Annotated in this window: 17 protein-coding genes; 7 read left to right on the top strand and 10 right to left on the bottom strand. The window is 62.6% G+C overall.

Going from position 1 to position 21,243, the window contains the following annotated elements; genetic code table 11:
* Window positions 1-29: 29 nt before the first annotated feature.
* Window positions 30-224, top strand: a complete 195-nt coding sequence (locus SRB521_RS12225; RefSeq protein WP_075704407.1) for a hypothetical protein — start codon at window positions 30-32, stop codon at window positions 222-224.
* Between the two features lie 83 nt (window positions 225-307).
* On the opposite strand, the gene SRB521_RS12220 is transcribed toward SRB521_RS12225, so the two are convergent.
* Together SRB521_RS12220 and larA are read right to left on the bottom strand one after the other, a co-directional pair.
* Window positions 308-1,729, bottom strand: a complete 1,422-nt coding sequence (locus tag SRB521_RS12220) for an FAD-binding oxidoreductase (RefSeq protein WP_075704406.1) — start codon at window positions 1,727-1,729, stop codon at window positions 308-310.
* 49 nt (window positions 1,730-1,778) lie between these two features.
* Window positions 1,779-3,047 (bottom strand): nickel-dependent lactate racemase, encoded by a 1,269-nt coding sequence (gene larA, locus SRB521_RS12215; RefSeq protein WP_334249497.1) that lies wholly within the window; start codon window positions 3,045-3,047, stop codon window positions 1,779-1,781.
* 342 nt (window positions 3,048-3,389) lie between these two features.
* On the opposite strand from larA, the gene SRB521_RS12210 reads away from it, so the two are divergent.
* Window positions 3,390-4,958: an L-lactate permease gene (locus tag SRB521_RS12210; RefSeq protein WP_083630949.1), complete on the top strand. Its 1,569-nt coding sequence runs from the start codon at window positions 3,390-3,392 to the stop codon at window positions 4,956-4,958.
* A 98-nt stretch (window positions 4,959-5,056) separates the two neighbouring features.
* Here the strand turns inward: SRB521_RS12210 and SRB521_RS12205 are convergent, their stop codons facing one another.
* Complete coding sequence (locus SRB521_RS12205) at window positions 5,057-6,316, bottom strand: diaminopimelate decarboxylase (RefSeq protein WP_033118762.1); 1,260 nt, start codon at window positions 6,314-6,316, stop codon at window positions 5,057-5,059.
* 210 nt (window positions 6,317-6,526) lie between these two features.
* Here SRB521_RS12205 and uraA point away from each other — a divergent pair, with 210 nt between their 5' ends.
* The 5 genes from uraA to SRB521_RS12180 all read left to right on the top strand — a co-directional run bounded on the left by uraA (window position 6,527) and on the right by SRB521_RS12180 (window position 12,912).
* On the top strand, window positions 6,527-7,819 hold the full coding sequence (gene uraA / locus SRB521_RS12200) for a uracil permease (RefSeq protein WP_033118761.1): 1,293 nt from the start codon (window positions 6,527-6,529) through the stop codon (window positions 7,817-7,819).
* Window positions 7,820-8,028: 209 nt separating this feature from the next.
* A complete protein-coding gene (locus tag SRB521_RS12195; RefSeq protein ID WP_075704405.1) occupies window positions 8,029-8,958 on the top strand; it encodes an AAA family ATPase in 930 nt (309 codons plus the stop codon).
* 5 nt (window positions 8,959-8,963) lie between these two features.
* Complete coding sequence (locus SRB521_RS12190) at window positions 8,964-9,953, top strand: DUF58 domain-containing protein (RefSeq protein WP_116722105.1); 990 nt, start codon at window positions 8,964-8,966, stop codon at window positions 9,951-9,953.
* Entirely contained in the window at window positions 9,950-12,238 is a 2,289-nt protein-coding gene (locus SRB521_RS12185) for a transglutaminase-like domain-containing protein (RefSeq protein WP_116722104.1), read from the top strand. Before SRB521_RS12190 ends, SRB521_RS12185 begins: the two co-directional genes overlap by 4 nt.
* Before the next feature lie 101 nt (window positions 12,239-12,339).
* Complete coding sequence (locus SRB521_RS12180; RefSeq protein ID WP_075704402.1) at window positions 12,340-12,912, top strand: ECF transporter S component; 573 nt, start codon at window positions 12,340-12,342, stop codon at window positions 12,910-12,912.
* A gap of 63 nt (window positions 12,913-12,975) precedes the next feature.
* Here the strand turns inward: SRB521_RS12180 and SRB521_RS12175 are convergent, their stop codons facing one another.
* The 7 genes from SRB521_RS12175 to SRB521_RS12145 all read right to left on the bottom strand — a co-directional run bounded on the left by SRB521_RS12175 (window position 12,976) and on the right by SRB521_RS12145 (window position 21,205).
* Window positions 12,976-14,169 carry a pyridoxal phosphate-dependent aminotransferase gene (locus SRB521_RS12175; RefSeq protein ID WP_116722103.1) on the bottom strand — a complete coding sequence of 398 codons (1,194 nt, stop codon included), beginning with the start codon at window positions 14,167-14,169 and terminating at the stop codon, window positions 12,976-12,978.
* The gene (locus SRB521_RS12170) at window positions 14,166-14,462 is read right to left on the bottom strand and encodes a Dabb family protein (RefSeq protein WP_116722102.1); all 297 of its coding nucleotides are present in this window, start codon (window positions 14,460-14,462) and stop codon (window positions 14,166-14,168) included. Before SRB521_RS12170 ends, SRB521_RS12175 begins: the two co-directional genes overlap by 4 nt.
* A 179-nt stretch (window positions 14,463-14,641) precedes the next feature.
* Entirely contained in the window at window positions 14,642-16,813 is a 2,172-nt protein-coding gene (locus tag SRB521_RS12165) for a bifunctional metallophosphatase/5'-nucleotidase (RefSeq protein WP_116722101.1), read from the bottom strand.
* Window positions 16,814-17,086: 273 nt separating this feature from the next.
* The gene (locus SRB521_RS12160) at window positions 17,087-17,452 is read right to left on the bottom strand and encodes a GNAT family N-acetyltransferase (protein WP_082636090.1); all 366 of its coding nucleotides are present in this window, start codon (window positions 17,450-17,452) and stop codon (window positions 17,087-17,089) included.
* Window positions 17,449-18,375, bottom strand: a complete 927-nt coding sequence (locus SRB521_RS12155) for a GGDEF domain-containing protein (protein WP_058118222.1) — start codon at window positions 18,373-18,375, stop codon at window positions 17,449-17,451. The genes SRB521_RS12160 and SRB521_RS12155 overlap by 4 nt, the downstream gene beginning before the upstream one ends.
* Before the next feature lie 87 nt (window positions 18,376-18,462).
* On the bottom strand, window positions 18,463-20,532 hold the full coding sequence (locus SRB521_RS12150; protein WP_129868851.1) for a sensor histidine kinase: 2,070 nt from the start codon (window positions 20,530-20,532) through the stop codon (window positions 18,463-18,465).
* Window positions 20,504-21,205, bottom strand: coding sequence for a response regulator transcription factor (locus SRB521_RS12145; protein WP_116722099.1), 702 nt, complete (start codon window positions 21,203-21,205; stop codon window positions 20,504-20,506). Before SRB521_RS12145 ends, SRB521_RS12150 begins: the two co-directional genes overlap by 29 nt.
* Window positions 21,206-21,243: the final 38 nt, after the last annotated feature.

Raw genomic sequence — 21,243 nt, 5'->3', positions numbered from 1 at the left:
GAAGCACCCTGCAAGGAAGTCAAATTACCATGCAGGGGACAAAAGGCCTCGGCAGAGTTTTGCCGCTCGCGGCGGCAAAAGAAATTGAAATCCGATTTTTGCGGGGACCTGAGCCTCGCAAAAATTACTTCTCAGGCCGCAAGCGTGCGAGCGCAGCGAGTGCGGCGCAGCGAGTGCGGCGCAGCGGCCTGCAAGAGTTCAAAAAAGTGCTTGCACTTTTTTGAAGCGTGTCGAGGTTTCTCGACACGCTGAAGCGCCGGGGAACTTCCCCGGCGCTTCTCACTGCCTGCGATGGGATGTAAAATGGTTACAGCTTGTAGCAGACCTTGCCGGGATTGAGGATCAGGTTGGGGTCAAAGACCTTCTTGATGTCCTCCATCAGCTTCATATTGGTCTCGCCCACGCTGCGGGCCAAATATTCGATCTTGCCCATGCCGATGCCGTGCTCACCAGAGACCAGACCGCCCATCTCGGTGGCCTTGTCATAGATCTTAGTCATGAAGGTATCGACCTGCTTCTTGAACTCATCCAGCTCCATATCGTTGGCGCAGGTATAGATGTGCAGGTTGCCGTCGCCGGCGTGGCCAAAGCTCTTCACGGCGAAGCCGAATTCAGGCTCGATGCTCTTGACATAGCCCACAAAGTCGGCGATACGGCTGGTGGGCACCACCACGTCGCACTCGTCGAGCAGCTTGGTCTGCTCCTCGATCCCCTCCAGGAAGGAGGAGCGGGCGGCCCAGGCGTCCTTCATTTTAGCGGGGGTATCCGCCACCAGCACGTCCAGAGCGCCGGCGTCCAGCACCAGCTCGGCGGCCTTCTCCACGATGGCGTCGATCTCCTCCTGGGTCTCGCCGTCGAAGGTGACCAGCAGGTAGGCGCCAACATCGGTGCCGCCCACGTTGCGGGGGAACACGGCCTTGCCCAGATACTCCTCGGAGGAGATCAGAATCTCGCGCTCAAAGAACTCCAGCGCCTGGGGATTCATATGAGCCTTCTTGAACTGGGGCACGGTGGCGATGGCGTCGGGCAGGCTCTCATAGGGGACGATCAGGCTGACGGTGACCTTGGGGGCGGGGATGAGCTTCAGCGTGAGCTCGGTGATGATGCCCAGCGTGCCCTCGGAACCGATCATCAGATTCAGCAGGGAATAACCGGAGGAGGTCTTGGATACGGAGGAGCCGAATTTCACCACCTCGCCGGAGGGAAGCACCACAGTCATGGAGCGGACATAATCGCGGGTGGCGCCGTACTTGACGGCCCGCATGCCGCCGGCGTTGGTGGAGACGTTGCCGCCCAGCGTGGCAAACTTTTCACCGGGATCGGGGGGATACAGCAGCCCCTGCTTCAAGGCGTCCTCGGCCAGATCGTTGAGCAGCACGCCGGGTTGCACGGTGACAGTGAAGTTGTCGGTGTCATAGGAGAGGATCTTCTTCATCTTCATGGTGCAGATGACCACGCCGCCGGCGATGGGGGTGCAGGCGCCGGCCAGTCCGGTGCCCGCACCGCGACAGGTGACCGGGATGTGGTTTTCGTTACAGATCTTCATGATGGCGGAGATCTCCTCCGTGCTCATGGCGTCAATGGCCACGTCGGGCATCCGTGTGCCATAGATGGGCATCTCGTCGCGGGAGTAGTCCTCATTTACGTCGGCGCCGGTGTAGACGCGGCCGGGAGCGATTGCCTGTAACTTTTCAACGATTTCCGGTGTGACTTGATTGTACTGAGCCATAATGGGTACCTCCTATCAATATTGGACAGATTTTTCTGCTTCGCTTTTGTTACGGCTCTACGATCACGGAGATGCCGTTGGGGATGACCACCAGATGGGCGTCGCGGCCCTTGTCCGCGTAGGCCCGGTCCAAGGCGGTGTTGAGATCGGGAGCATACTCCAGCTTCATTTCCTCCACGGTCTTCTGCATGGAGGGATCGGAGACAAAGATGATGCGGTGCTTGAGCATCATCCGGCAGAGGATCTGATACTCCCACTGATCGGGGTCGGTTTTGTCCATGGGAGTGGCCAGGATGCGTTTCATCAGGTTTTCCAGGGTGTCGCAGTCGTGGAGAGCGTGGTAGAAACTCTCGCCTCCGGTGCCGTCGTTGCAGCGGGAGGAGATGATGAGCACGGCACCGGGCGCCGCCGCGGCCTCCGCGGCGCTCAGGCCCTTGACGGACTGGTACATATTCTGGTCCAGCGGCGCACCGCCGTTGGAGGTGATGACGATATCGCCCTTCCGCTGGGGCTTTACGCGGCAATAACCCTTGAGGAAGGCACAGCCGGTCTCATGGGCCTGGAAGGGATCCCCGGCAAAGGCGGCGGCCACCTTTTTCTCCTCGTCGATGACCACATTGACGATGTATTGCAGCTTGGCAAGCTTGGCGGCGGCTACCATGTCGTTATGGAGAGGATTGCCCTCCAGAATGCCGGTACGGGCGTAGGGGGAGTCGATGAACTTGGAGCAGTGATTGCCCAGCACAGTGACCTGATCGCAGACGCCGGGGAGGATGCTCTTCCGCCCGCCGGAGAAGCCGGCGAAGAAATGGGGCTCGATAAAGCCCTCGGAGACCAGCAGATCGGTCTCGGCGGCCACTTTATCGATGACCAGCCGGGCGCCGGAGGGGAGCACGCCGATGTCTACGTTCGCCTCGGGATTTCGGCTGTCATGACAGACGAACTTCTCTTCGTTGGCGATCTTTTCACCCACCTTATTCACCAGCTCTTCATGGGTGGTGGGGCGGTGGAAGCCGGTGGCGATGAGCAGGGTGACGTCGATGTCGGGGTTGCCTTCCCGCAACTCGGCCAGCATAAAGGGGAGAATGTGCTTGCTGGGCACCGGACGGGTGTGATCGCTGACGATAATGGTCGCGGTTTTCTTGCCTTTTGCCAACTCAGCCAGGCGGGGAGAACCCATGGGCGCAGCCATGGCCTTACATACGATGTCGTCCTCGCTGCCTTCTGCCTTCAGAGTCCCAATGGCGGATTCCAAGACTTCGGCCCCGGTCAGGTCCCGGTCCAGTTCCAGGCCGGTGGTGCCGTAGGGAATGCGCATAATCATCCCTCCAAATGAAGCGTTTCACTTGCTGTAACCATATTTCTAAATTGGTACTACCTATTTTCTGACTATTAGTTTATCACATCTGGGAGAAGATGCAAGCATTTTTGTGTGGTTTTTCTTCATTTCTCCATTCCGCACAATTTGTAGGACCAATTTTCAGCGAATTGTAGGAAAATGGATTTTGCCGCCAAAATGCACTGGACAATATCTACAGGAAGGTCTAAAATAAAGGCGAGAATTGGTGGAACCAATATGAGGCATCACAAGGCGACCAGCAAAGAAACGAAATTGCCGATAAATTGGTAGCACCAATATAACCGAGAGGAGTGACATCTTGTGGGAGAAATCATAGGAAAGGGTGCCTTGGCGCTTTTGCCCATCATTTGGCTCATTGTGGCGCTGACCGGACTCAAGATGGCCGGGCACAAGGCCTGCGTGGGAGCGCTGATCATCACCATCGTGGAGTCCCTGTTCATCTGGAAAATGCCTGTGGTGGACTGCGGGACCTCTGCACTGGAGGGATTTGCCTCCGCGCTGTGGCCCATCATCCTGGTCATCATCGCGGCCATCTTTACATATAACCTGTCCCTGAAGACAGGGGCCATGGATGTCATCAAGCAGATGCTTACCGGTGTTTCCGCCGACAAGCGGGTGCTGGTGCTCCTCATCGGGTGGTGCTTTGGGGGCTTTATGGAGGGCATGGCCGGCTTCGGCACCGCAATTGCCATACCGGCCAGCATGCTGGCCGGTATGGGGATGAACCCCATTACTGCCTGCCTTGTGTGTATGCTGGCCAACGCCTTCCCCACGGCCTTCGGCTCTGTGGGCATTCCCACCGTAACGCTGGCCAATGTGACCGGGCTGGACCCGCTGCCCCTGGCCTTCACCACCGTGGTGCAGATGATCCCCTTTATGATCCTGGTGCCTTTCCTCATGGTCATTGTGGGGGGCGGCGGCGTCAAGGCGCTCAAGGGTATGGTCGGCATCACGCTGGTCTCCGGTGTCACTTTTGTCATTCCGCAGTTGATCGTGGCCAAGTTTACAGGACCTGAGCTGGCCGTTATCGTGGGCTGCGTGGTCAGCTTAGGCTGTACCATCCTGATGGCCCGGGCCCGGAAGGGGAGGGAGATCCCGGCCGAGTACGATATGCGCTCCGGCCAGCCCACCGCAGGCAAGCCTCTCGACGGCAAAACAGCCATCATATCCTGGCTGCCCTTTATCCTCATCTTTGTCCTGCTGCTGATCACCTCCAAGCTGGTTCCCCCTGTGAACAGCGTCCTGGCCCACTTCTCCACCTCGGTGAAGATCAGCACCTCGGTCAATGCGGGCAATGCGTCCTTCAGCTGGATCAATACCCCGGGCATCTGGATCTTTGTGGCGGCCATCATCGGGGGCATTGTCCAGAAGGCCAGCGCCAAGGTCATGGCGGAGACCCTGGCGGCCACCGTCAAACAGATGTCCAAAACCATCATCACCATCATGTCCGTGCTGGCTGTGGCCAAGATCATGACTTACTGCGGCATGATCAACGATATGGCTACCTTCTTCGTATCCATTACGGGCAAGTTTTATCCTTTCGTGGCGCCGATCATCGCGGCCCTGGGCGCGTTCATCACAGGCAGCGGCACCAGTACGGAGGTGCTGCTGGGGGCCCTCCAGACCTCTGCGGCCCAGCAGATCGGCACTTCCGAGTTCTGGCTGGCAGCGGCCAACTCCACCGGTGCGGGCATTGGTAAGATTCTCTCTCCCCAGTGTATCGCCACCGCGGCGGCGGCCGTCGGCCTGGTGGGACAGGACAGCAAGCTGCTGGGCGGCGTCATCAAGTGGGCGCTGCTGGAGCTGGTCATCGCCTGCCTGATCGTGGGCCTGCTGGGCGGCGTGGTCATGCCGCTCATCGGTGTGTGATACGCTCCGCTGCGGCAGAGTAACAAAGAAGGCCCGCTGCAAAATGCATCTGCATTTTGCAGCGGGCCTTCTTTCCATGTCCGGGGTGTCACCCCGGCTCAGTCAAAGATCATGGTGGAGAAATAGTCCTCCGGGGTTTCGGCCCGGCGAATCAGCCGGGTGCTTCCGTCCTCGCGGAGTAGCACCTCCGCAGAGCGGAGTTTGCCATTGTAGTTGTAACCCATAGAGAAGCCATGGGCGCCGGTGTCGTGGATCACCAGCAGATCACCGGATTGAATCTCCGGCAGCATCCGGTCCACGGCAAATTTGTCGTTGTTTTCGCACAGGGAGCCGGTGACATCATACTTGTGGTCGCAGGGGGCATCCTCTTTTCCCACCACCGTGATATGATGGTAGGCCCCGTACATGGCGGGACGCATCAGATTGGCTGCGCAGGCGTCGACCCCCACGTACTCTTTATAAGTGTGTTTGAAGTGAGTGGCCTTTGTCACCAGACAGCCGTAGGGTCCCAGCATAAATCGGCCCAGCTCGGTAAAGATGGCCACATCACCCATGCCGGCAGGGACCAGGATCTCCTCGTATTTCCGGCGCACACCCTCACCGATGGCGGCGATGTCGTTTTCTCGCTGCTCCGGACGGTAGGGGATACCTACGCCGCCGGAGAGATTGATGAACCGGATGTCACAGCCTGTCTCCTCCCGAAGCTCTACCGCCGTCTGGAAGAGGATACCCGCCAGTGTGGGATAATAGGCGTTGGAGAGGGTGTTGGAGGCCAAAAAGGCGTGGAGGCCGAAATGCTTGGCGCCCAAAGCCCTCAGCTTGCGGAAGCCCTCGGTGAGCTGCGCACGGGTAAAGCCGTATTTGGCATCTCCGGGGGTGTCCATGACCTGGAAGCCCTCCTCACTTGCCCCGATGGAGAAGGTGCCGCCGGGGTTGTAGCGGCAGGAGATGGTCTCGGGGATGGCCCCGATGGTGTCTTTCAAGAAATCGATGTGGGTGAAGTCATCCAGATTGATGGTGGCCCCCAGGCGGGCGGCCAACTGAAACTCCTCCGGGGGCGTATCATTGGAGGAGAACATGATATCCGCCCCCGAAAAGCCGCAGCGGTCGGCCAGCATGAGCTCTGTGAGGGAGGAGCAGTCCGCACCACAGCCCTCTTCCCGCAGGAGCTTCAAAATGGCGGGAGTGGGGGTGGCCTTGACGGCAAAATACTCCCGGTAACCTGGATTCCAGGCAAAAGCGGCCTTCAGTTTTCGTGCGTTTTCCCGGATGCCTTTCTCGTCGTAGAGGTGGAAGGGAGTGGGATACCGGGCCGTGATGGCCCTGAGCTGCTCCAAGGTGACAAAAGGCTTTTTCAAGGGAAAACACCCGCTTTCTGAAAAAATCAAATTTATCTTATAAAAATCCGGCGTATTTTGTCAATCGCCGCAAAGTAGGAATTGAAACAGAGTTTCCAGCTGTTTCCGTAGTATTTGACAAAAAGCCAAAAATAAAACAAAAACAGTGGACCGCGCCCTGAAAAAAGTGGTATACTTTCACGAAAAGTATTTTGAGAGGAGAGGTATCCCATGGACAAAAAGCGCATCATTCAGGTAGATGAAAAGGTCCCTCCGGCACAGCTTGTTCCCCTGAGCATCCAGCATGTTTTCGCCATGTTCGGCGCGTCGGTGCTGGTCCCCATCCTGTTCGGCATCCACTCCGGCATCGTCCTCTTCATGAACGGCATCGGTACCTTGCTGTTCATTTTCCTCACCAAGGGCAAAGCTCCGGCCTATCTCGGCTCCAGCTTTGCTTTTTTAGCGCCCGCGGGCATCGTCATCGCGGAGCTGGGCTTTGAATACGCCCAGGGCGGCTTTGTGGTCACGGGGCTGCTGGGCTGCCTGCTGGCCCTGGTGGTGTGGAAGTTCGGCACCGACTGGATCGACATCGTTCTGCCGCCCGCGGCCATGGGGCCGGTGGTGGCCCTCATCGGTCTGGAGCTGGCCGCCAACACCGTAAAGGGCGGCGCCATCGGCGCGGACCTCATGGCCGTGAATCCGGAGGGCGGGCTGATGCTCAGTCCCACCATGGAGACGGGGGACATTCTGGTCTTTGCCGTCACCCTGGGGGTAGCCGTGTTTGGCTCCGTCCTCTTTCGGGGCTTCCTCTCCGTCATTCCCCTGCTCATCGCCATGATCTGCGGCTACCTCACCGCCGTGGCGGCGGGCGTGGTGGACTTCTCCCCCCTCCAAAACGTGTCCCTCTTCACCATCCCCGACTTCCACATCGCAAAATTTGACCTCAACGCCATTCTCACTATCTGCCCGGTCATTCTGGTCATCACCGCCGAGCACATCGGACATCAGGTGGTCACCAGCAAGATCGTGGGCCGGGACCTGCTGAAGGAGCCGGGCCTCCACCGCTCACTGCTGGGGGACAACCTGTCCACCGCGTTCTCCGGGCTTTTCGGCTCTGTGCCCACCACCACCTACGGCGAGAACATCGGCGTCATGGCCGTTACCGGGGTCTATTCGGTCCAGGTCATCGCCGGAGCCGCCGTTATCTCCATCCTCATGGCCTTTATCGGGCCCCTCTCTGCGTTCATCGCCACCATTCCCGGTGACGTGATCGGCGGTATCACATTCCTCCTCTACGGCATGATCGGCACCTCCGGCCTGCGGATCTTGGTGGACAAGAAGGTGGACTATGGCAAGAACCGGAACCTGATCCTCACCTCTGTGGTCTTTGTGGCGGGCCTCTCCGGTCTCACCCTCACCTTTGGCGCGGTATCCATCACCGGCATGACGCTGGCGGCCGTCACCGCCGTGATCATCAGCCTTCTGTTCTATCTGCTGGAGAAGGCCGGACTGATGAACGACTAAAACTTGCTTGAAACATGCGGTCGGACCGCGGCCAGTTTTTTCATCCGGTCGTCAGTCCTTCCCCAAGAGAAAGAGAGCGCCTTGGCGCTCTCTTTCTTTTCTATGACAGCCAGTCGGGGGCGGCTTGTCCTCCGGGAGGGGCCATGGTATAATCGGGATCATAAGTAAGAGGGCGGGAGTACCGCCGGAGAACGGACAAAGGAGCTTTCATGAGTGATATCAGACTGGCCGCCGAAGTGGTGGCCGAGGTGAAGAAAGCGGTGGTGGGGAAGGACGACATCCTGGTGAAGGCGCTGCTGGCCGTCTTGGCCCGGGGTCACATCCTACTGGAGGACATCCCGGGTGTGGGCAAGACCACCATGGCGCTGGCCTTTTCCAGGGCACTGGGGCTTGCGTGTCACCGCGTCCAGTTCACGCCCGACGTGATGCCCTCCGACATCACCGGCTTTTCTCTCTACAACAAAGCGGCTGGACGAATGGAGTACCAGCCCGGGGCGGTGTTATGCAATCTCTTCCTGGCCGATGAGCTCAACCGGGCCACCAGCCGCACCCAGTCTGCGCTGCTGGAGGCCATGGAGGAGGGGCAGGTCACGGTGGACGGGATATCCCATCCGGTGCCCCAGCCCTTCCTGGTCATTGCCACCCAGAATCCGACGGGGGCCTCTGGTACCCAGCTTCTGCCCGATTCCCAGCTGGACCGCTTTACGCTGCGGCTGTCCATCGGGTATCCCCGTCCGGAGGATGAACTGGAACTCCTCCGCCGCCGGCGCGGCGGCGCACCCCTGAACGGGGTGCGGCAGGTGGTGGACCGGGAGGGGCTGGAACGGATGCGCGCCCAGGTAGATCAGGTCCACATCGCCGACGAGATTCTGGATTATATGGTTCGGCTGTCGGCGGCCACTCGCAGCCATCCCCTGATTGTTCAGGGGGCCAGCCCCAGGGCCACCCTGGCGGTGGCGGCGGTCAGCCGGGCCGCGGCCTTTGTGCGGGGTCGGGATTATGTGATCCCCGAGGATGTGGCCGACATCTTTCGGGATACCGTGGCCCACCGCCTGGTCCTCACGCCGGGGTGCGATGGAACGCAGCAGGACCCCCTGGGAGAGGTGCTGCACATGGTCCATCCCCCCAGGCTCCGGTAGCCGCCGTGGCCCGCCGCCGCGGGGCCTATGCGCTCCTCCTGGCCGCAGCTTTGCTGTTCCACCTTTTCGATATCGGATATCTGGCCTGTTTCCTGCTGGCGCTTGCCCTGACCCTGCCTGTGCTGGGGATGCTGCTGAGCCTGCCTGCCATGCTGCGGTGCCGCCTGGAGCTGCAGGCCGAGCCCACCGGTGTGGAGCGGGGCGGAGAGGCCGGCTGGCGGCTGGCGGCCCATGGGCCGGTCCGGCTGCCTCTGGCGCAGGTGACGATCCGCCTGCGGATGGAAAACGCCCTCACCGGCGGGAAGGAGACCCGACGGGTGACGCTCACCGGCCCGGAAGAGGTGCGAAGCGCTGTCCTGCGGGCGGACGCCTCCCACTGCGGCCGACTGACATGCCGGGTGGAGAGGGCTAGGGTATGTGACTGTATGGGACTGTTCACGCTGCCCCTCCGCCCTCCCGCGCCGGCCTCCCTGCTGGTCCTGCCTCAGGCGGGGGCGCCTGTGCCGCCGGACCTTCCGGGGGAGGGGAGCAGCCCGAGCGGCGCGCTGGTGCCCCGGCCCGGCGGCGGTCCGGGGGAGGACTACGACCTACGCCCTTATCGCCCGGGAGACCCCATACGCACGGTCCACTGGAAGCTCACCTCCAAACGGGACGAGCTGGTGGTGCGGGAGACGTTGGAGCCCCGGCGGTCCGAAGCGGTCCTCACCTTTGACCACTTTGGCCGCCCGGAGGAAATGGACCGGGTGCTGGACCGGCTCAACGCCTGTTCCCTGGCGCTGCTGGAGAGGGGAGAGGCCCATTGGGTCCGCTGGGCCCATCCGGTGAGCGGACAGGTGCGGGATTATCCGGTCTCGGACCGGAGGAGTCTTTCGGTGTGCCTCGCCGCCGTTCTGGCCGACCCCGCCCCTGTGGAGGGGCGTACCCTCCCGCCCACCCGTCCTGAGACGGGCATGCACAGGCTCCACCTGGAGCCCGGAAGGGAGGGAATGCCATGAGCAGACACAGGCGGCGCACAGACGCGCCGCGTGCTCCGGGCCCCATTTTCCTGCTGGGCGACGGCCTTCTCCTGTACCTGGGCCTGGCCGGTACGGTGCTCTCCTGGACCACGGCCTATGGCCTGGGCGGACAGTGGGGCATACTCCTGGCCGGATGTCTGCTGTTGGTGCTCCTCTCCCTGGCGGTCTGGTCTGTGCCCCGGCACAGCGTGCTGCCGCCGCTGGTCCTGGGCGTCTGCTGGCTGCTGGCGGTGTGGCGGCTGTGGGATGATCTCCGGTTGGGATGGTGCACAGCGGCCGCACAGGCGGTGGAATCGGTGGGCGGAAGAGTATGGCTTCTGGACCGCATCCTGGCTGTGGGCGCGGAGACAGCGGGCGGGATATCCGGAGGGCCGGAAGCGGAGCGGGCCGTCACCCTGTGGCTGCTCTGCGCCGCGGCCCTTTGGGCGCTGCTGCTGGGCTGGGCAGTGGTGCGGCGGAGACGCTGCTGGCCGGTGGGGCTGCTCACGCTCCCTCTTTTGATACCCGCCTTTGCCGCCAACCGCCTGCCGGATTGGCCCCCCTTTCTGGCCCTGCTCACCTGCTGCTGTACCATGTTCCTCTCCGAGCTGTACGCCCACAGCGACCCGAAGGGCGGTGCCCGATTCACCCTGCTGGCGCTGCCCGCCTCGGCGCTCCTGCTGGGGCTTCTCACGGCGACGCTGCCTATGGAGCAGTATGCCTATCCCCAGCGGACCATGGAGGCCCGGTACCGGCTGTTGGAGGCACTCCGGCTGCCGGGTATGCCGAACCTGTTTTCTGGCGGCTACTCCTCCGCAGGTTCGGAGGCCGAGGTGGACCTGGCCGGCGCCGGGCCGCTGTCCTTTTCCGGACGCACAGTGCTGCGGGTGGAGACCGATGTGGCGGGGCGCGTCTATCTGCGGGGCCACTCCGCGGGTGTCTACACCGGCACGGCCTGGGAGAGTCTGGATGAGAGCCTTTACGAGGCGATGGGCGAACTGCCAGGCGGCTACGAGCCTCTCAATTTCCCGGCCCTGGCCAACTCGGACCAGCCCTATCATGCGGTGACGGTGGAGAGCGCCGGTGCTTCCGGAGGGTGTCTCTATTTTCCCTACAGCCTGCTCACCCGGCCGGGGGAGATCTCGGGGGGTGCCTTTGTCGGCGACTCCTGCGTCGCCAAGGAGCTGGGCACTTGGCGGCATACGCTCTACTACAGGCCGGAGGCCGGGCCCCGCGCCGATATGCCGGGCCTGCGGGGCGAAGTGGCCCGGGCCGAGCGGGTCTACCGGGAATTCGTGCATGAAAACTATTTGACCCTCCCGGAGGGCTTTCAGGAGACCGCCTTCGCCTGGATCGAGGAGGCGATCCAGGCGGCGGGGCCCCTCATGGTCCGGGAGCCGCGCCGGGACTTCGGGGCCGCCTATGAGGGCGATGTCTACACCGCTGAGGTCATATCCCTGCTGCTGGCCGCTGTCACCCGGTACGATCCGGCCACCCCTCTTACGCCGGAGGGTGAGGACTTTGTGACCTATTTCCTCAACGGGAGCCGCCGGGGCTACTGCATGCACTATGCCAGTGCCGCCGTGCTCCTGCTGCGGACCGTGGGCATTCCGGCCCGGTATGTCAGCGGCTTTGCGGCGGTGGTGCCCCCCTCCGGGCGGGTGGATGTACCGGATTCCTCTGCACACGCTTGGGTGGAGATCTATCTGGACGGCTATGGCTGGTATCCGGTGGAGGTGACCCCAGGCTATGGCGGCGGAGGGGGGACAACGGCGTCGGAGACCCCATCCCCCTCCCAGATCCCTGCACCGGAAACCACCCCCACACCCACCAGGGCCCCCACGACCGGGGCGGTGCGGACTCCGGCCCCCACCCAGACGCTGCCGCCCGACAGCGCCCACGCCGGGGATGGAGAGGCGGAAAAGGTTGCCCCGCTCCTGCGGTGGATGGTTCCGCCTGGCCTTGGCCTGATCCTGTTGGCGGCTCTCTGCCTCCGGCGGCGTCTCCTGCGGGAAAAGCGTCTGCGCCGCCTGGAGTGGGAGGGGGAGACCAATCAGGCCGTCCTGGCGGCCTACGGGTACCTCCAACGCCTGCTGCCCTGGGGCGGACAGGAGAACGCCAGGCTGGAGGAGCTGGCCTGCAAGGCCAAGTTCAGCCAACACAGGCTGACGGAAAAGGAGCGGGGGGAGGCCGCGACGCTGGTCCTCCGGGAGGCGGGACGGGTGGACGCCGCGCTTCCGGTCTGGAAGCGGTTGGCCTTCCGCTATCTGTGGGGCCTGTTCTGATGCGCCCAAACTGACCTTGCCGAATTTTCTAAAACTGAGATTTGAAATAAGACCAGTATTCGGCTATAATCAGACCAGCAACTGAGATAGGAGTGTTTGGAATGAATCGCCGTTTTGATCCCCGGACGCTGGCCTTCCTGGGGATGATGACCGCCCTGGTCTTTGCCAGCAATTACGCCCGCATTATCATGCCCATCGCCATCGGTGGGCGTACCTCGTTCACCCTGGCCAACATCGTCTGCGTGCTCTCCGGGCTGCTGCTGGGGCCCATCGGGGGGCTGGCCTCCGGGCTGGGCTCCGCCCTCTATGACCTCACCAATCCCCTCTATGCAGCCGAGTGCTGGATCACCTTCCTCACCAAGGGTGTCATGGGACTGGTGGCCGGCCTGCTGGTGCGCCGGCAGGCCAGGGAGGGAGAGTTGAGCTACGCCCGGTGCCTGGCGGGGGCGGTATGCGGATGCCTTGCCTATTATGTGCTCTATTTCGCCAAGAGCTTTTTCTATGACGGACTGTTGGTGGAGGGGCTCCAGCCCGGAGTGGCGCTGGCCGCGCTCCCGCTGAAAATCCCCGCGTCAGTCTTCAACGCCGCCGTGGCCATCATTGCCGCGCCGCCGCTGGCTTTGGCCCTCCAGGCCGCCCTCAAGCGCAGCGGACTTACCCTGCGCCGGGCGTGAGTTGACCCATGCTGGAAAATAAGCAGCGGCCCGCGTTCCTCTTGGAACGCGGGCCGCTGCTTGTCAGTTCAGGCCGTACTCTGCCGCCAGCTTTTTGAAAAGGGGGAGGGCTTTTTGCACCGTTTCAGTGGCGGTGCAGAAGGCGATGCGGCACCAACCGGGACAGTGGAAGTCGTCGGTGGGGGGGAAGAGAAGGTCGTAGCGTTTGGCCCGTTCACAGAAGGCGGCGGCGTCGGGCTCCGGAGATTTGACCATCAGGTAGAAGGTGCCGCCGGGCTCCACGCAGGTGTAGCCCAGCTCGGTGAGGCCGTGATAGAGGAGGTCCCGATTGGTCTGGTAGACGGTGAGGTCGGAGGTGAGTCCGTCGCACTCGGCGGCCACCCGCTGGAAGAGGCTGGGGGCGTTGACGTAGCCCAGCACCCGGCCCGCGCCGCAGATGGCGGCATACAGGGCCTCACGGTCCGCCACCGGCTTGCCGATCAGGATATAGCCGATCCGCTCGCCGGGCAGGGAGAGAGATTTGCTGTAGGAGTAGCACACCAGCGTGTCGTCGTAGAAGTCCGGGAGCCAGGGGACGGAAAAGCCCTCGAAGACGATCTCGCGGTAGGGCTCATCGGAGATGAGATAGATGGGGTGGCCGTATTCAGCGGCCTTTCGGCGCAGAAGCTCCGCCATAGCGCTCAGGGTCTCGGCGGTATAGACCACGCCGGAGGGATTGTTGGGGGAATTCACCACTACCGCTTTGGTGTGGGAGGTGATGGCCCGCTCCAGGGCGCCCAGGTCGGGCTGAAAGGTGGCGTAGTCCGGAGGGACCACCACCGGCTCTCCGCCGTTTCCGGTGATGAAGTAGGTATACTCGGTGAAGAAGGGGGCCAGGAGGATGAACTGGTCTCCGGGGCAAGCCAAGGCCCGGAAGCAGCAGCACAGGGCCGCCGCCGCGCCCACCGTGAGGTAGAGGTCCCCGGCGTCATAGGGCCCTCCGAAGCGGCGGGTGAGGGAGGCCGCCAGCTTTTCCCGGACGCCCAGCTCTCCCTGGGCGGTGGTATAGCCATGGACGGAGGCGGCCTCCGGGCCGCTGAGCAGCTCCCGAATGAAGTCGTTGACCCGTCGGGGCGGTTCCACACTGGGATTACCCAGGGAGAAGTCCAGCACCTTCTCCGCGCCCACCTCCCGGGCACGGAGAAGGCCGTATTCCCGGATCTCACGCATAATATTGCGCTTGGAGCCCATTTGGATGAGGGATTCCGGCAGATTCATTCTGCCACCTCCAGGTCCACACAGCAGCGATCTTTCAAATGGACCTTGGCCCAGCGTTTAAAAGCCACATGAGGGGGGTAGTCCTGGTAGGCGGCCAGGGCCTCCATGCTGTCCAGGTCGCAGGAGAGGCCCACGCCGTGGGTGCCAAGCCCCTGGTCAAAGCCGATGTGGGCCGCGCGCAGGCCGGGGACGGCCCCCACCATGGCGGCGAAGGTCTCCTTGAGAAAGCGCTCGGTTTCGACCCGGTCGGCGTTTTCCTCGGCCAGATTCCAGAAGATCATATGTCGGATCATACGCTTCAACTCCTTTGCGATATTGTAGCACAGCAAAGCGGAAAAGGGAAGAGCGCGGCATACTGCGAAATGGACAAAAAAGCGGCCCGCCTCTCCAAAGGCGGGCCGCTGAAAATGCGGTGCTAGCCACGGGGGATGCCTCCGGGGCAGCCCGGCCGCGGGGCCGGAGGAGGCGGACGTCAGGCGGCGGTAATGGTGAGTACGCCGTCGGCTTCGGTGACAGAGAGTCCCAGCAGGGCGGCCAGACCCTCAGCGGTGATACAGTGATAACCGGGGGACATGAGGGCGGCGGCGACCTCCACCTGGCCATCAGCCAGGACGGAGAGGGTGGTTTCCATGAAGGCAGGGCTCATAGGAGAGTCCTGGATAGGCTCGGCCGTATAGGCCGCGCCCTTGGTGATGACCACCATCTGGCCGTTCCACTCTACATTGAAGGCAACGGAGGTGTCCTTCAGGGCAAAGGCCAGATCGCGGAGACGGTAGTAGACGGCGCCGTCGTCGATTTGGTAGGTAAAGGCGGAACCCACTACCGTGCCGTTCACCGCAACATTGCCGGCGGGCGCGGCGCTGGCGATGATGGCGTCGTAATCGGCCAGATTATAGCTCTTGTCGTAGGGGGTATCCAGCCGTCCGGCGTTCACCAGGTCGATGATCTCCTGGCGGCGGGGGTCGTCCAGGCTCAGATCCACACCCACGATCTTCCAGTTGTTGTCCACCTCGGGAGAGATGGGGGAGTGCTCAGCCAGATAGGCCACGATCATATCGCGGATGGAGTTGGAGGACTCCCACTCCTTCTTGCCTGCGATGAGGTTCTGCGCCTTCAGGGCGGAGGAATAACGGTAGTTGTTCACCGCCAGGGTCAGAGTCTGGTCGTCCTGGAGGGGCGCGCCCTTGAACATGACGTTTTTGATGCGCTCGCCCTTGGGCTGACTCAGGTCGATCTCGTAGTCCACACCGGCGAACATGTCATAGAGGTAGCCGGGATACTCGGGATCGAAGGAGATGTTGATGTCCCCGGGCACCCACTGGTTGTAGCACGCGGCGGCCCATTCCATGTACCCTTTGAGCTCCTTGCCGGTGACGGTGACACGATAGAGAGTGTTGTCGAACTTGTAGATGTCGAAGATATTGCCGTAATTGATGTCACCCTCGGGCAGATCGCTGGTGTCCTTGAAGAGGGCGGCGGCGGAGACATCGGCGCCGGAATTCTCCAGTTGGACCTTGTTGATGAGGTCCATCACGGCGGTATCCTGGAGCTTCCCCTCAGGCAGACCGGCGATTTCGTCCGCGGGCTGGAACTTGGCGGTGGTGGAACCCAGGGCTGCGCCGCCCTCTCCGTCCTCGCCGGCGCCGCCGCCGGTGATGAAGTCGATGGTCTTCTGGTGGGACTCCTTCACCAGCTCAATGTCGCGGAGGGCCTGGCTGGGGGTTACGCCGGTCATGTCCACGATCTCCACCGTGGCGTCGGTGACATGGTTGTTCTGATCCAGCGTGAGGTCAAAGCGAGCGATGTCACGGCCGCCGTTGCGCACGCCGCCGATGACGGTATCGCCCTGCGTCTCACTGACCACCACATGGTTGTGGGCCACCTGGAGCACGTCGATCTCGGGGTTATCGTCCAGGATCTTCTGGGCGGAATCAGAACCGCCGTCTTCATCGAACTCGGCATACATGCCCATGTGGGCGGAGACCACGATCGCGTCGGCACCGTCGCCGATCTCGGCGATGGCATTCTTGACGGCGGTATTGGCGGCCTCGTAGGTACAGGCCTCCACGCCCTCCTTGCCGCCGTCCCAGATGGGCACGTCGGGGGTGACCACGCCGATGACGGCTACCTTCACGCCGTCCTTCTCCACAATGGTCCAGCCCGCGCCGGTGACAAAGCCGCCGGAGGCGTCCTTGACATTGGCGGCCAGGACGGGGAACTGTGCCTGAGAAAGGATCTTCTGCATGGTGTCGATGCCCCAGTTGAACTCATGGTTGCCCAGGGTCATGGCGTCATAGCCCATGTAGTTCATGGCGGCCACGACGGGGTGGGGCTCTTCGGGAATCTTGTTGTAGATGTCGTCGGTCATAATGGTGCCCTGAATGTCATCCCCGGCGTCGATGAGGATGGTGTTCGGGTTCTCGGCGCGCACCTGTTGGATATAGGTGTACAGGCGGGCCATGCCATTGTTGTCGGTCTCCTTGCTGTCCTCGTAGCTGAAGCCCCAGATATTGCCGTGCATATCCGAGGTGCCCAGGATGGTGATGTGCTTTTCCCCTTCGGCGGCAAAGGCCGCGGAGGGCAGCAGCGCCAGCACCATGACCAGGGCCAGCAGGACGGAGAGCAGTTTCTTGCCGTGCTTCATGTGTAGAGTCTCCTCCATTCAAAAAAGATACCTTTATTTTAGCACTGCCGGTCAGGAAATACAAGAAAGCCGGGTCCGTCCGGCACCCTCTTCTGAAAAGGCTTGGAAGGGGAAATCTGTGAGAGAAAAAGCACCGGGAGCGCCATTTGACGGTGAATAAGGCAACTTTTCAGACTGCTTAGGTTGAAAAAAGCACAACAGCCTGCCGAAAAAGTTTTTCGGCAGGCTGGGCCGCCCCTGTTCGGGGCGCCGGGATAAATGCGGCAGGGACTTTCAGACGCTCGGGTTTTTGAGCAGGTCCTGTTCCTCGGGGTGTTGCGCAAACCATTTCACCGCGTAAGAACACACGGGAACGGCCTTGAGACCTCTGGCGCGGAAACGGTCCGCGGCGGCTTTGACCAGGTCCGCGGCGACGCCCCTCCCCTGGAGCTCAGGGGAGACATAGGTGTGATCGATGGACATGGCCCGGTCGGACCGCTGGTGAAACGTGATCTCTGCGGCCATGCGTCCGTGATCGTCGGTGAGATAAATGCGCTCGGCCTCATATCGAAATTCCATAGGGATGCCTCCGTTCCGCCGCGGATGAGGGCCCCACGGCGTATTCTGGCAGCAGTATATCACACCCGCGCCGGTTTTCATAGCCCCCCGCGATCCATCTGGAACCGGTTTTTGCCCGCACGTTTGGCCCGGTAAAGGGCGGCGTCCGCCCGGTCAAAGAGCCGGCTGTATTCTGCCGGCCCCTTACCGCAGGCGGCGCCGACGCTGCACTGGAACATGGGGTCCCCCTTCCGGCGGCACTTCAGGTTGCGGTAGAGCCCGTGAAGGGCCTCCTCAGCGGTCCGGGGAGCGGTCCCGGGCAGAAAGACCACAAACTCGTCTCCCCCATACCGTCCGCACAGGGCACCGGGCCCAAAACTGCGGGACAGGATGGCGGCAAAGGCCAGCAGGACCTGATCCCCAAAGGTGTGGCCGTAGCGGTCGTTGAACCGTTTGAAGTCGTCCAGGTCGGTCACCAACAGGGCGTAGGTCTCCTCCGGCCCGGCGGCGGAAAGGTAGGTGCGGACGTCCAGGCGAAAGGCGTCCTTGTTGAGAAGGCCGGTCATGGTCTCCCGCCGGGCCTGCTCCGCCAGCGTCTGGCAGCGCTCGGAGAGCTCCGCCTCCGCCCGCCGCAGGTCGCTGAGATCCAAAAGAAAGCACTCCAGATGAATCCCCAGCGCCTCCGTGTCCACCAGACCGGCACACAGCGTGACCCAGAGGGGGGGAAGACTCCGCCGGAGCAGGCGGTATTCCGCCTTGATCCGACCGGCAGAGGCAAGGAGGGATTCCAGCGCGGCGAGGATGCAGGGGCGGTCCTCCGGGCAGAAGAGATCGTATAGCGCACCGCCGGAGGCCTGGATGAGGGCCTCGGCGCTCTCCCAGCCGGTCAACGCCAGCAGCCCGGGACTCAGCCGCAGCAGGGACCAGTTGGGCAGGGCCGCCGTCGCCGTGCCTCCGGGCAAAATGTCGGAAGCCGAAGGATAGACACGCCCCTCTACAATGGCGCGGTCAATGGAATCCGCCACGATATCTCCTCCCTTTCACGTGGAATGTTACCCCACAATACCACACCGGAGGGGTCGAAGCGGCGGGAGAAGGGTCGGGACGGAAGCTCACCGGGACAGGGGGAATTCCACCTCCACGGTAAAGAGATCGGCGTCGGTGCTTACCCGCAGGGCGCCCCCGCAGGCGGCAGTGAAGCTGCTGGCGATGGCCAGGCCCAAGCCGCTGCCTCCATCGGTGCGGCTCTGGTCGCCCCGGACGAACCGGGCGGTAAAATCCACGCCGGGGGGAAGCTCTGTGCGGGAGATGTTTTTGAGGCGTACTGTGGCGGCATCTTTGCCCGCATCCAGGGTCACGTAAACTCTGGAGCCCTCCAGCGAGTATTCCAGCACGTTCTGGACAAGGTTCTGAAACACGCGGTAGAGACGGTCTCCGTCGGCTGTGATCCATACGGGCGCCTCCGGGAGCTCGGTACGGAAGGTAAGGGAGCTCTGGGAGACCGCCTCGTCCATGTCTGCCAGCGTTTGGCGGAGAAGCTTCCCCAAGTCCAACCGCTCCGTGTGGAGGGAGAGCTCTCCGGAGGCGGCCTTGCTCACTTCGAACACATCCTGGACCATGACGCTGAGCCGCTGGGCTTTGTCGTTGAGGATGCGGATATAGTCCTGCACATGCTCAGGCAGGTCCTCCTCCTCACGGAGCAGCTCGGCATAGCTGATGACCGAGGTGAGGGGAGTCTTGAGATCGTGGGAGACGTTGGCGATGAGCTCTACTTTCATCCGCTCGCTCTTCATCCGCTCCTCCAGGGCGGCACGCATCCCCTGATGGATACCATTGAGGTCCTCCGCTGCCTGCCGGAGATCGGAGTCCGCAGGCAGTTCCAGCGGAGCGGTCAGGTCTCCGCTCCGGACGGCGGAAAGCCGGGCAGTGAAGGGGCCGAGCTGCCGGAGCAGGTCCCAGCCCCTGCGCAGAAGCCAGACCATGGGGGCCAGGAGCAGCAAGACGAGGGCGGTGGCCAGAAGCAGGGAAAAGAAGCACTGGTGCCAGAAGTTAAAATAATAGAAAGGAACGTTATAAAACAGCAGGTATAGGAGAAACCATGCCGCGATACTGAGCAGGAGGATACAGACCGCCGCCACGAGCCCCCGCCGGAGGAAGCGGCGCTGAAGGGGAAGGGCGAGTTCGGCAGCGGAGAGGGCGGCGCGGAGCTTGCGGAGGGCCCGACCGACCCGTCCCGCCAGGGCGCAGCACAGACTGTGGCGCCAAGGCTTCTCATTATGCCGCAGGTCACAGCCCGCCAGATAGAGTAGCCAGGGGTACGCCAGACAGAACGTCGCTGCTACGGCCAGAGCGGCTGCATAAGAGAAGAAAGCGCGCGCAAAGAAACCAAGGCAGAACAGCGGTGCCAGAAAAGGGGGAGCGGTGACCGCCAGGACCTTGCACTCGAACCAGACCGGTCCCGTGCGCCGGGCCAGGGCCAGGCGGGCCTCCCGGCGGGCATCCCGCCATAAAAAGGCCAGGAGCAGCAGAAGAAGGGCGAGGCCGAGCACGGCGCATTCCCCCAGGTAGAACCAGCGGGCTATGGTCAAGCCCTGCTGGAGCTCATAGAGACTGCTATAACAGCCCCGGACGCGGACCGGCTGGGCAATGGCGGCCAGATAGACCCGGATGTCACCGTCCCCCTCTTCCGCCGGACGGTTGCTGTAACCCGGCACGTCCCAGAGGCTGTCCGGCGTATAGACGCCGTCGCCATAGATGTCCAGCGCCTCCCCGTCCTTGTGGATGGAGACGCGACCGCCGTCATAGGTCAGGGCGAAGTTGTACCCGACGGGGGAGCCGCCGGCGAGCGCCGTCTCTGTGTTGCTGTACACGGTCTGCCAGGCGCCGGAGGCGGAGCGTATCATGAGCTGGCAGAGCAGATTGCTGCCCTCCTCTTCCATGGAGTACCAACTGCTCTTGTCGGCGCTCCGGGCCAGCCGGAGCGCCGACTCCAACTGATCTTCGATTTCCCGCCGGAAGAGGGCTGTGTTCTGATAGCCGGCCTGGAACGCGTCCTGGGGGCTGTACCCGCCGGGAAGAAGCACCGCCCCGGCAAACACCGCGCCGGCGAGCCCCACCAGCAAAAGGTCCACCCCCAGTACCAGGGCCAGCAGGCTAAGTCTTTTTTTCCATCTTGTAACCAATTCCCCACACCACCTTCAGATATTCCGGCTGCCTGGGATTGAGCTCGATCTTTTCCCGAATCCGGCGGATATGGACCATCACGGTGTTCTCGGGGGCATAGCACTCCCCCTCCCACACCCGGCGGTAGATCTCCTCGGCCGGAAAAATGCGCCCCAGGTTCCGCATCAGCAGGTCCACGATCCGGGTCTCGGTGGCGGTGAGACGCACCGGCTCTCCGTCGGCGGCCAGCACCAGATCTCCGGGGCGGTAGACGAGCCGCCCATTGACGATCTCGTCCTGCCGGGCCTCTCCGTGGACATCCCCCAGTCGGGTGTACCGCCGGAGCTGACTGCGGACCCGGGCCGCCAGCTCCTGGGGGCTGAAGGGCTTGGTCACATAGTCGTCTGCGCCTACCGAGAGGCCCAGGATCTTGTCCGTCTCCTCGCTGCGGGCGGAGAGGACGATGATGGGCAGATTCCGCCTGTCCCGGATCCGCATGACGGCGGAGAGGCCGTCCAGCCGAGGCATCATCACGTCGATGAGCAGCAGCCGCACCGCCGGGTCCATGACCCGGTCCAGGGCCTCCATACCGTTGTAGGCCCTGATTACCCGATAGCCCTCTTTCTCCAGCAGGATGGCGATGGCGCCCACGATCTCCCGGTCGTCATCCACCACTAAAATGGTCTCATGCATGGTCGAACCCTCCCAAAGCCGGTCTTTAGCATAGCAGG

Source organism: Intestinimonas butyriciproducens (assembly GCF_004154955.1).
GTDB lineage: Bacteria > Bacillota > Clostridia > Oscillospirales > Oscillospiraceae > Intestinimonas > Intestinimonas butyriciproducens.
This window is presented reverse-complemented; position numbering and strand designations above follow the sequence as displayed.

Excerpts from the sequence above, each read along its gene's own strand:
- SRB521_RS12225 (WP_075704407.1), top strand. The coding sequence starts at position 30 with ATGCAGGGGACAAAAGGCCTCGGCAGAGTTTTGCCGCTCGCGGCGGCA.
- SRB521_RS12220 (WP_075704406.1), bottom strand. The coding sequence starts at position 1,729 with ATGGCTCAGTACAATCAAGTCACACCGGAAATCGTTGAAAAGTTACAG.
- larA (WP_334249497.1), bottom strand. The coding sequence starts at position 3,047 with ATGCGCATTCCCTACGGCACCACCGGCCTGGAACTGGACCGGGACCTG.
- uraA (WP_033118761.1), top strand. The coding sequence starts at position 6,527 with ATGGACAAAAAGCGCATCATTCAGGTAGATGAAAAGGTCCCTCCGGCA.
- SRB521_RS12195 (WP_075704405.1), top strand. The coding sequence starts at position 8,029 with ATGAGTGATATCAGACTGGCCGCCGAAGTGGTGGCCGAGGTGAAGAAA.
- SRB521_RS12185 (WP_116722104.1), top strand. The coding sequence starts at position 9,950 with ATGAGCAGACACAGGCGGCGCACAGACGCGCCGCGTGCTCCGGGCCCC.
- SRB521_RS12180 (WP_075704402.1), top strand. The coding sequence starts at position 12,340 with ATGAATCGCCGTTTTGATCCCCGGACGCTGGCCTTCCTGGGGATGATG.
- SRB521_RS12175 (WP_116722103.1), bottom strand. The coding sequence starts at position 14,169 with ATGAATCTGCCGGAATCCCTCATCCAAATGGGCTCCAAGCGCAATATT.
- SRB521_RS12170 (WP_116722102.1), bottom strand. The coding sequence starts at position 14,462 with ATGATCCGACATATGATCTTCTGGAATCTGGCCGAGGAAAACGCCGAC.
- SRB521_RS12165 (WP_116722101.1), bottom strand. The coding sequence starts at position 16,813 with ATGAAGCACGGCAAGAAACTGCTCTCCGTCCTGCTGGCCCTGGTCATG.
- SRB521_RS12160 (WP_082636090.1), bottom strand. The coding sequence starts at position 17,452 with ATGAAAACCGGCGCGGGTGTGATATACTGCTGCCAGAATACGCCGTGG.
- SRB521_RS12145 (WP_116722099.1), bottom strand. The coding sequence starts at position 21,205 with ATGCATGAGACCATTTTAGTGGTGGATGACGACCGGGAGATCGTGGGC.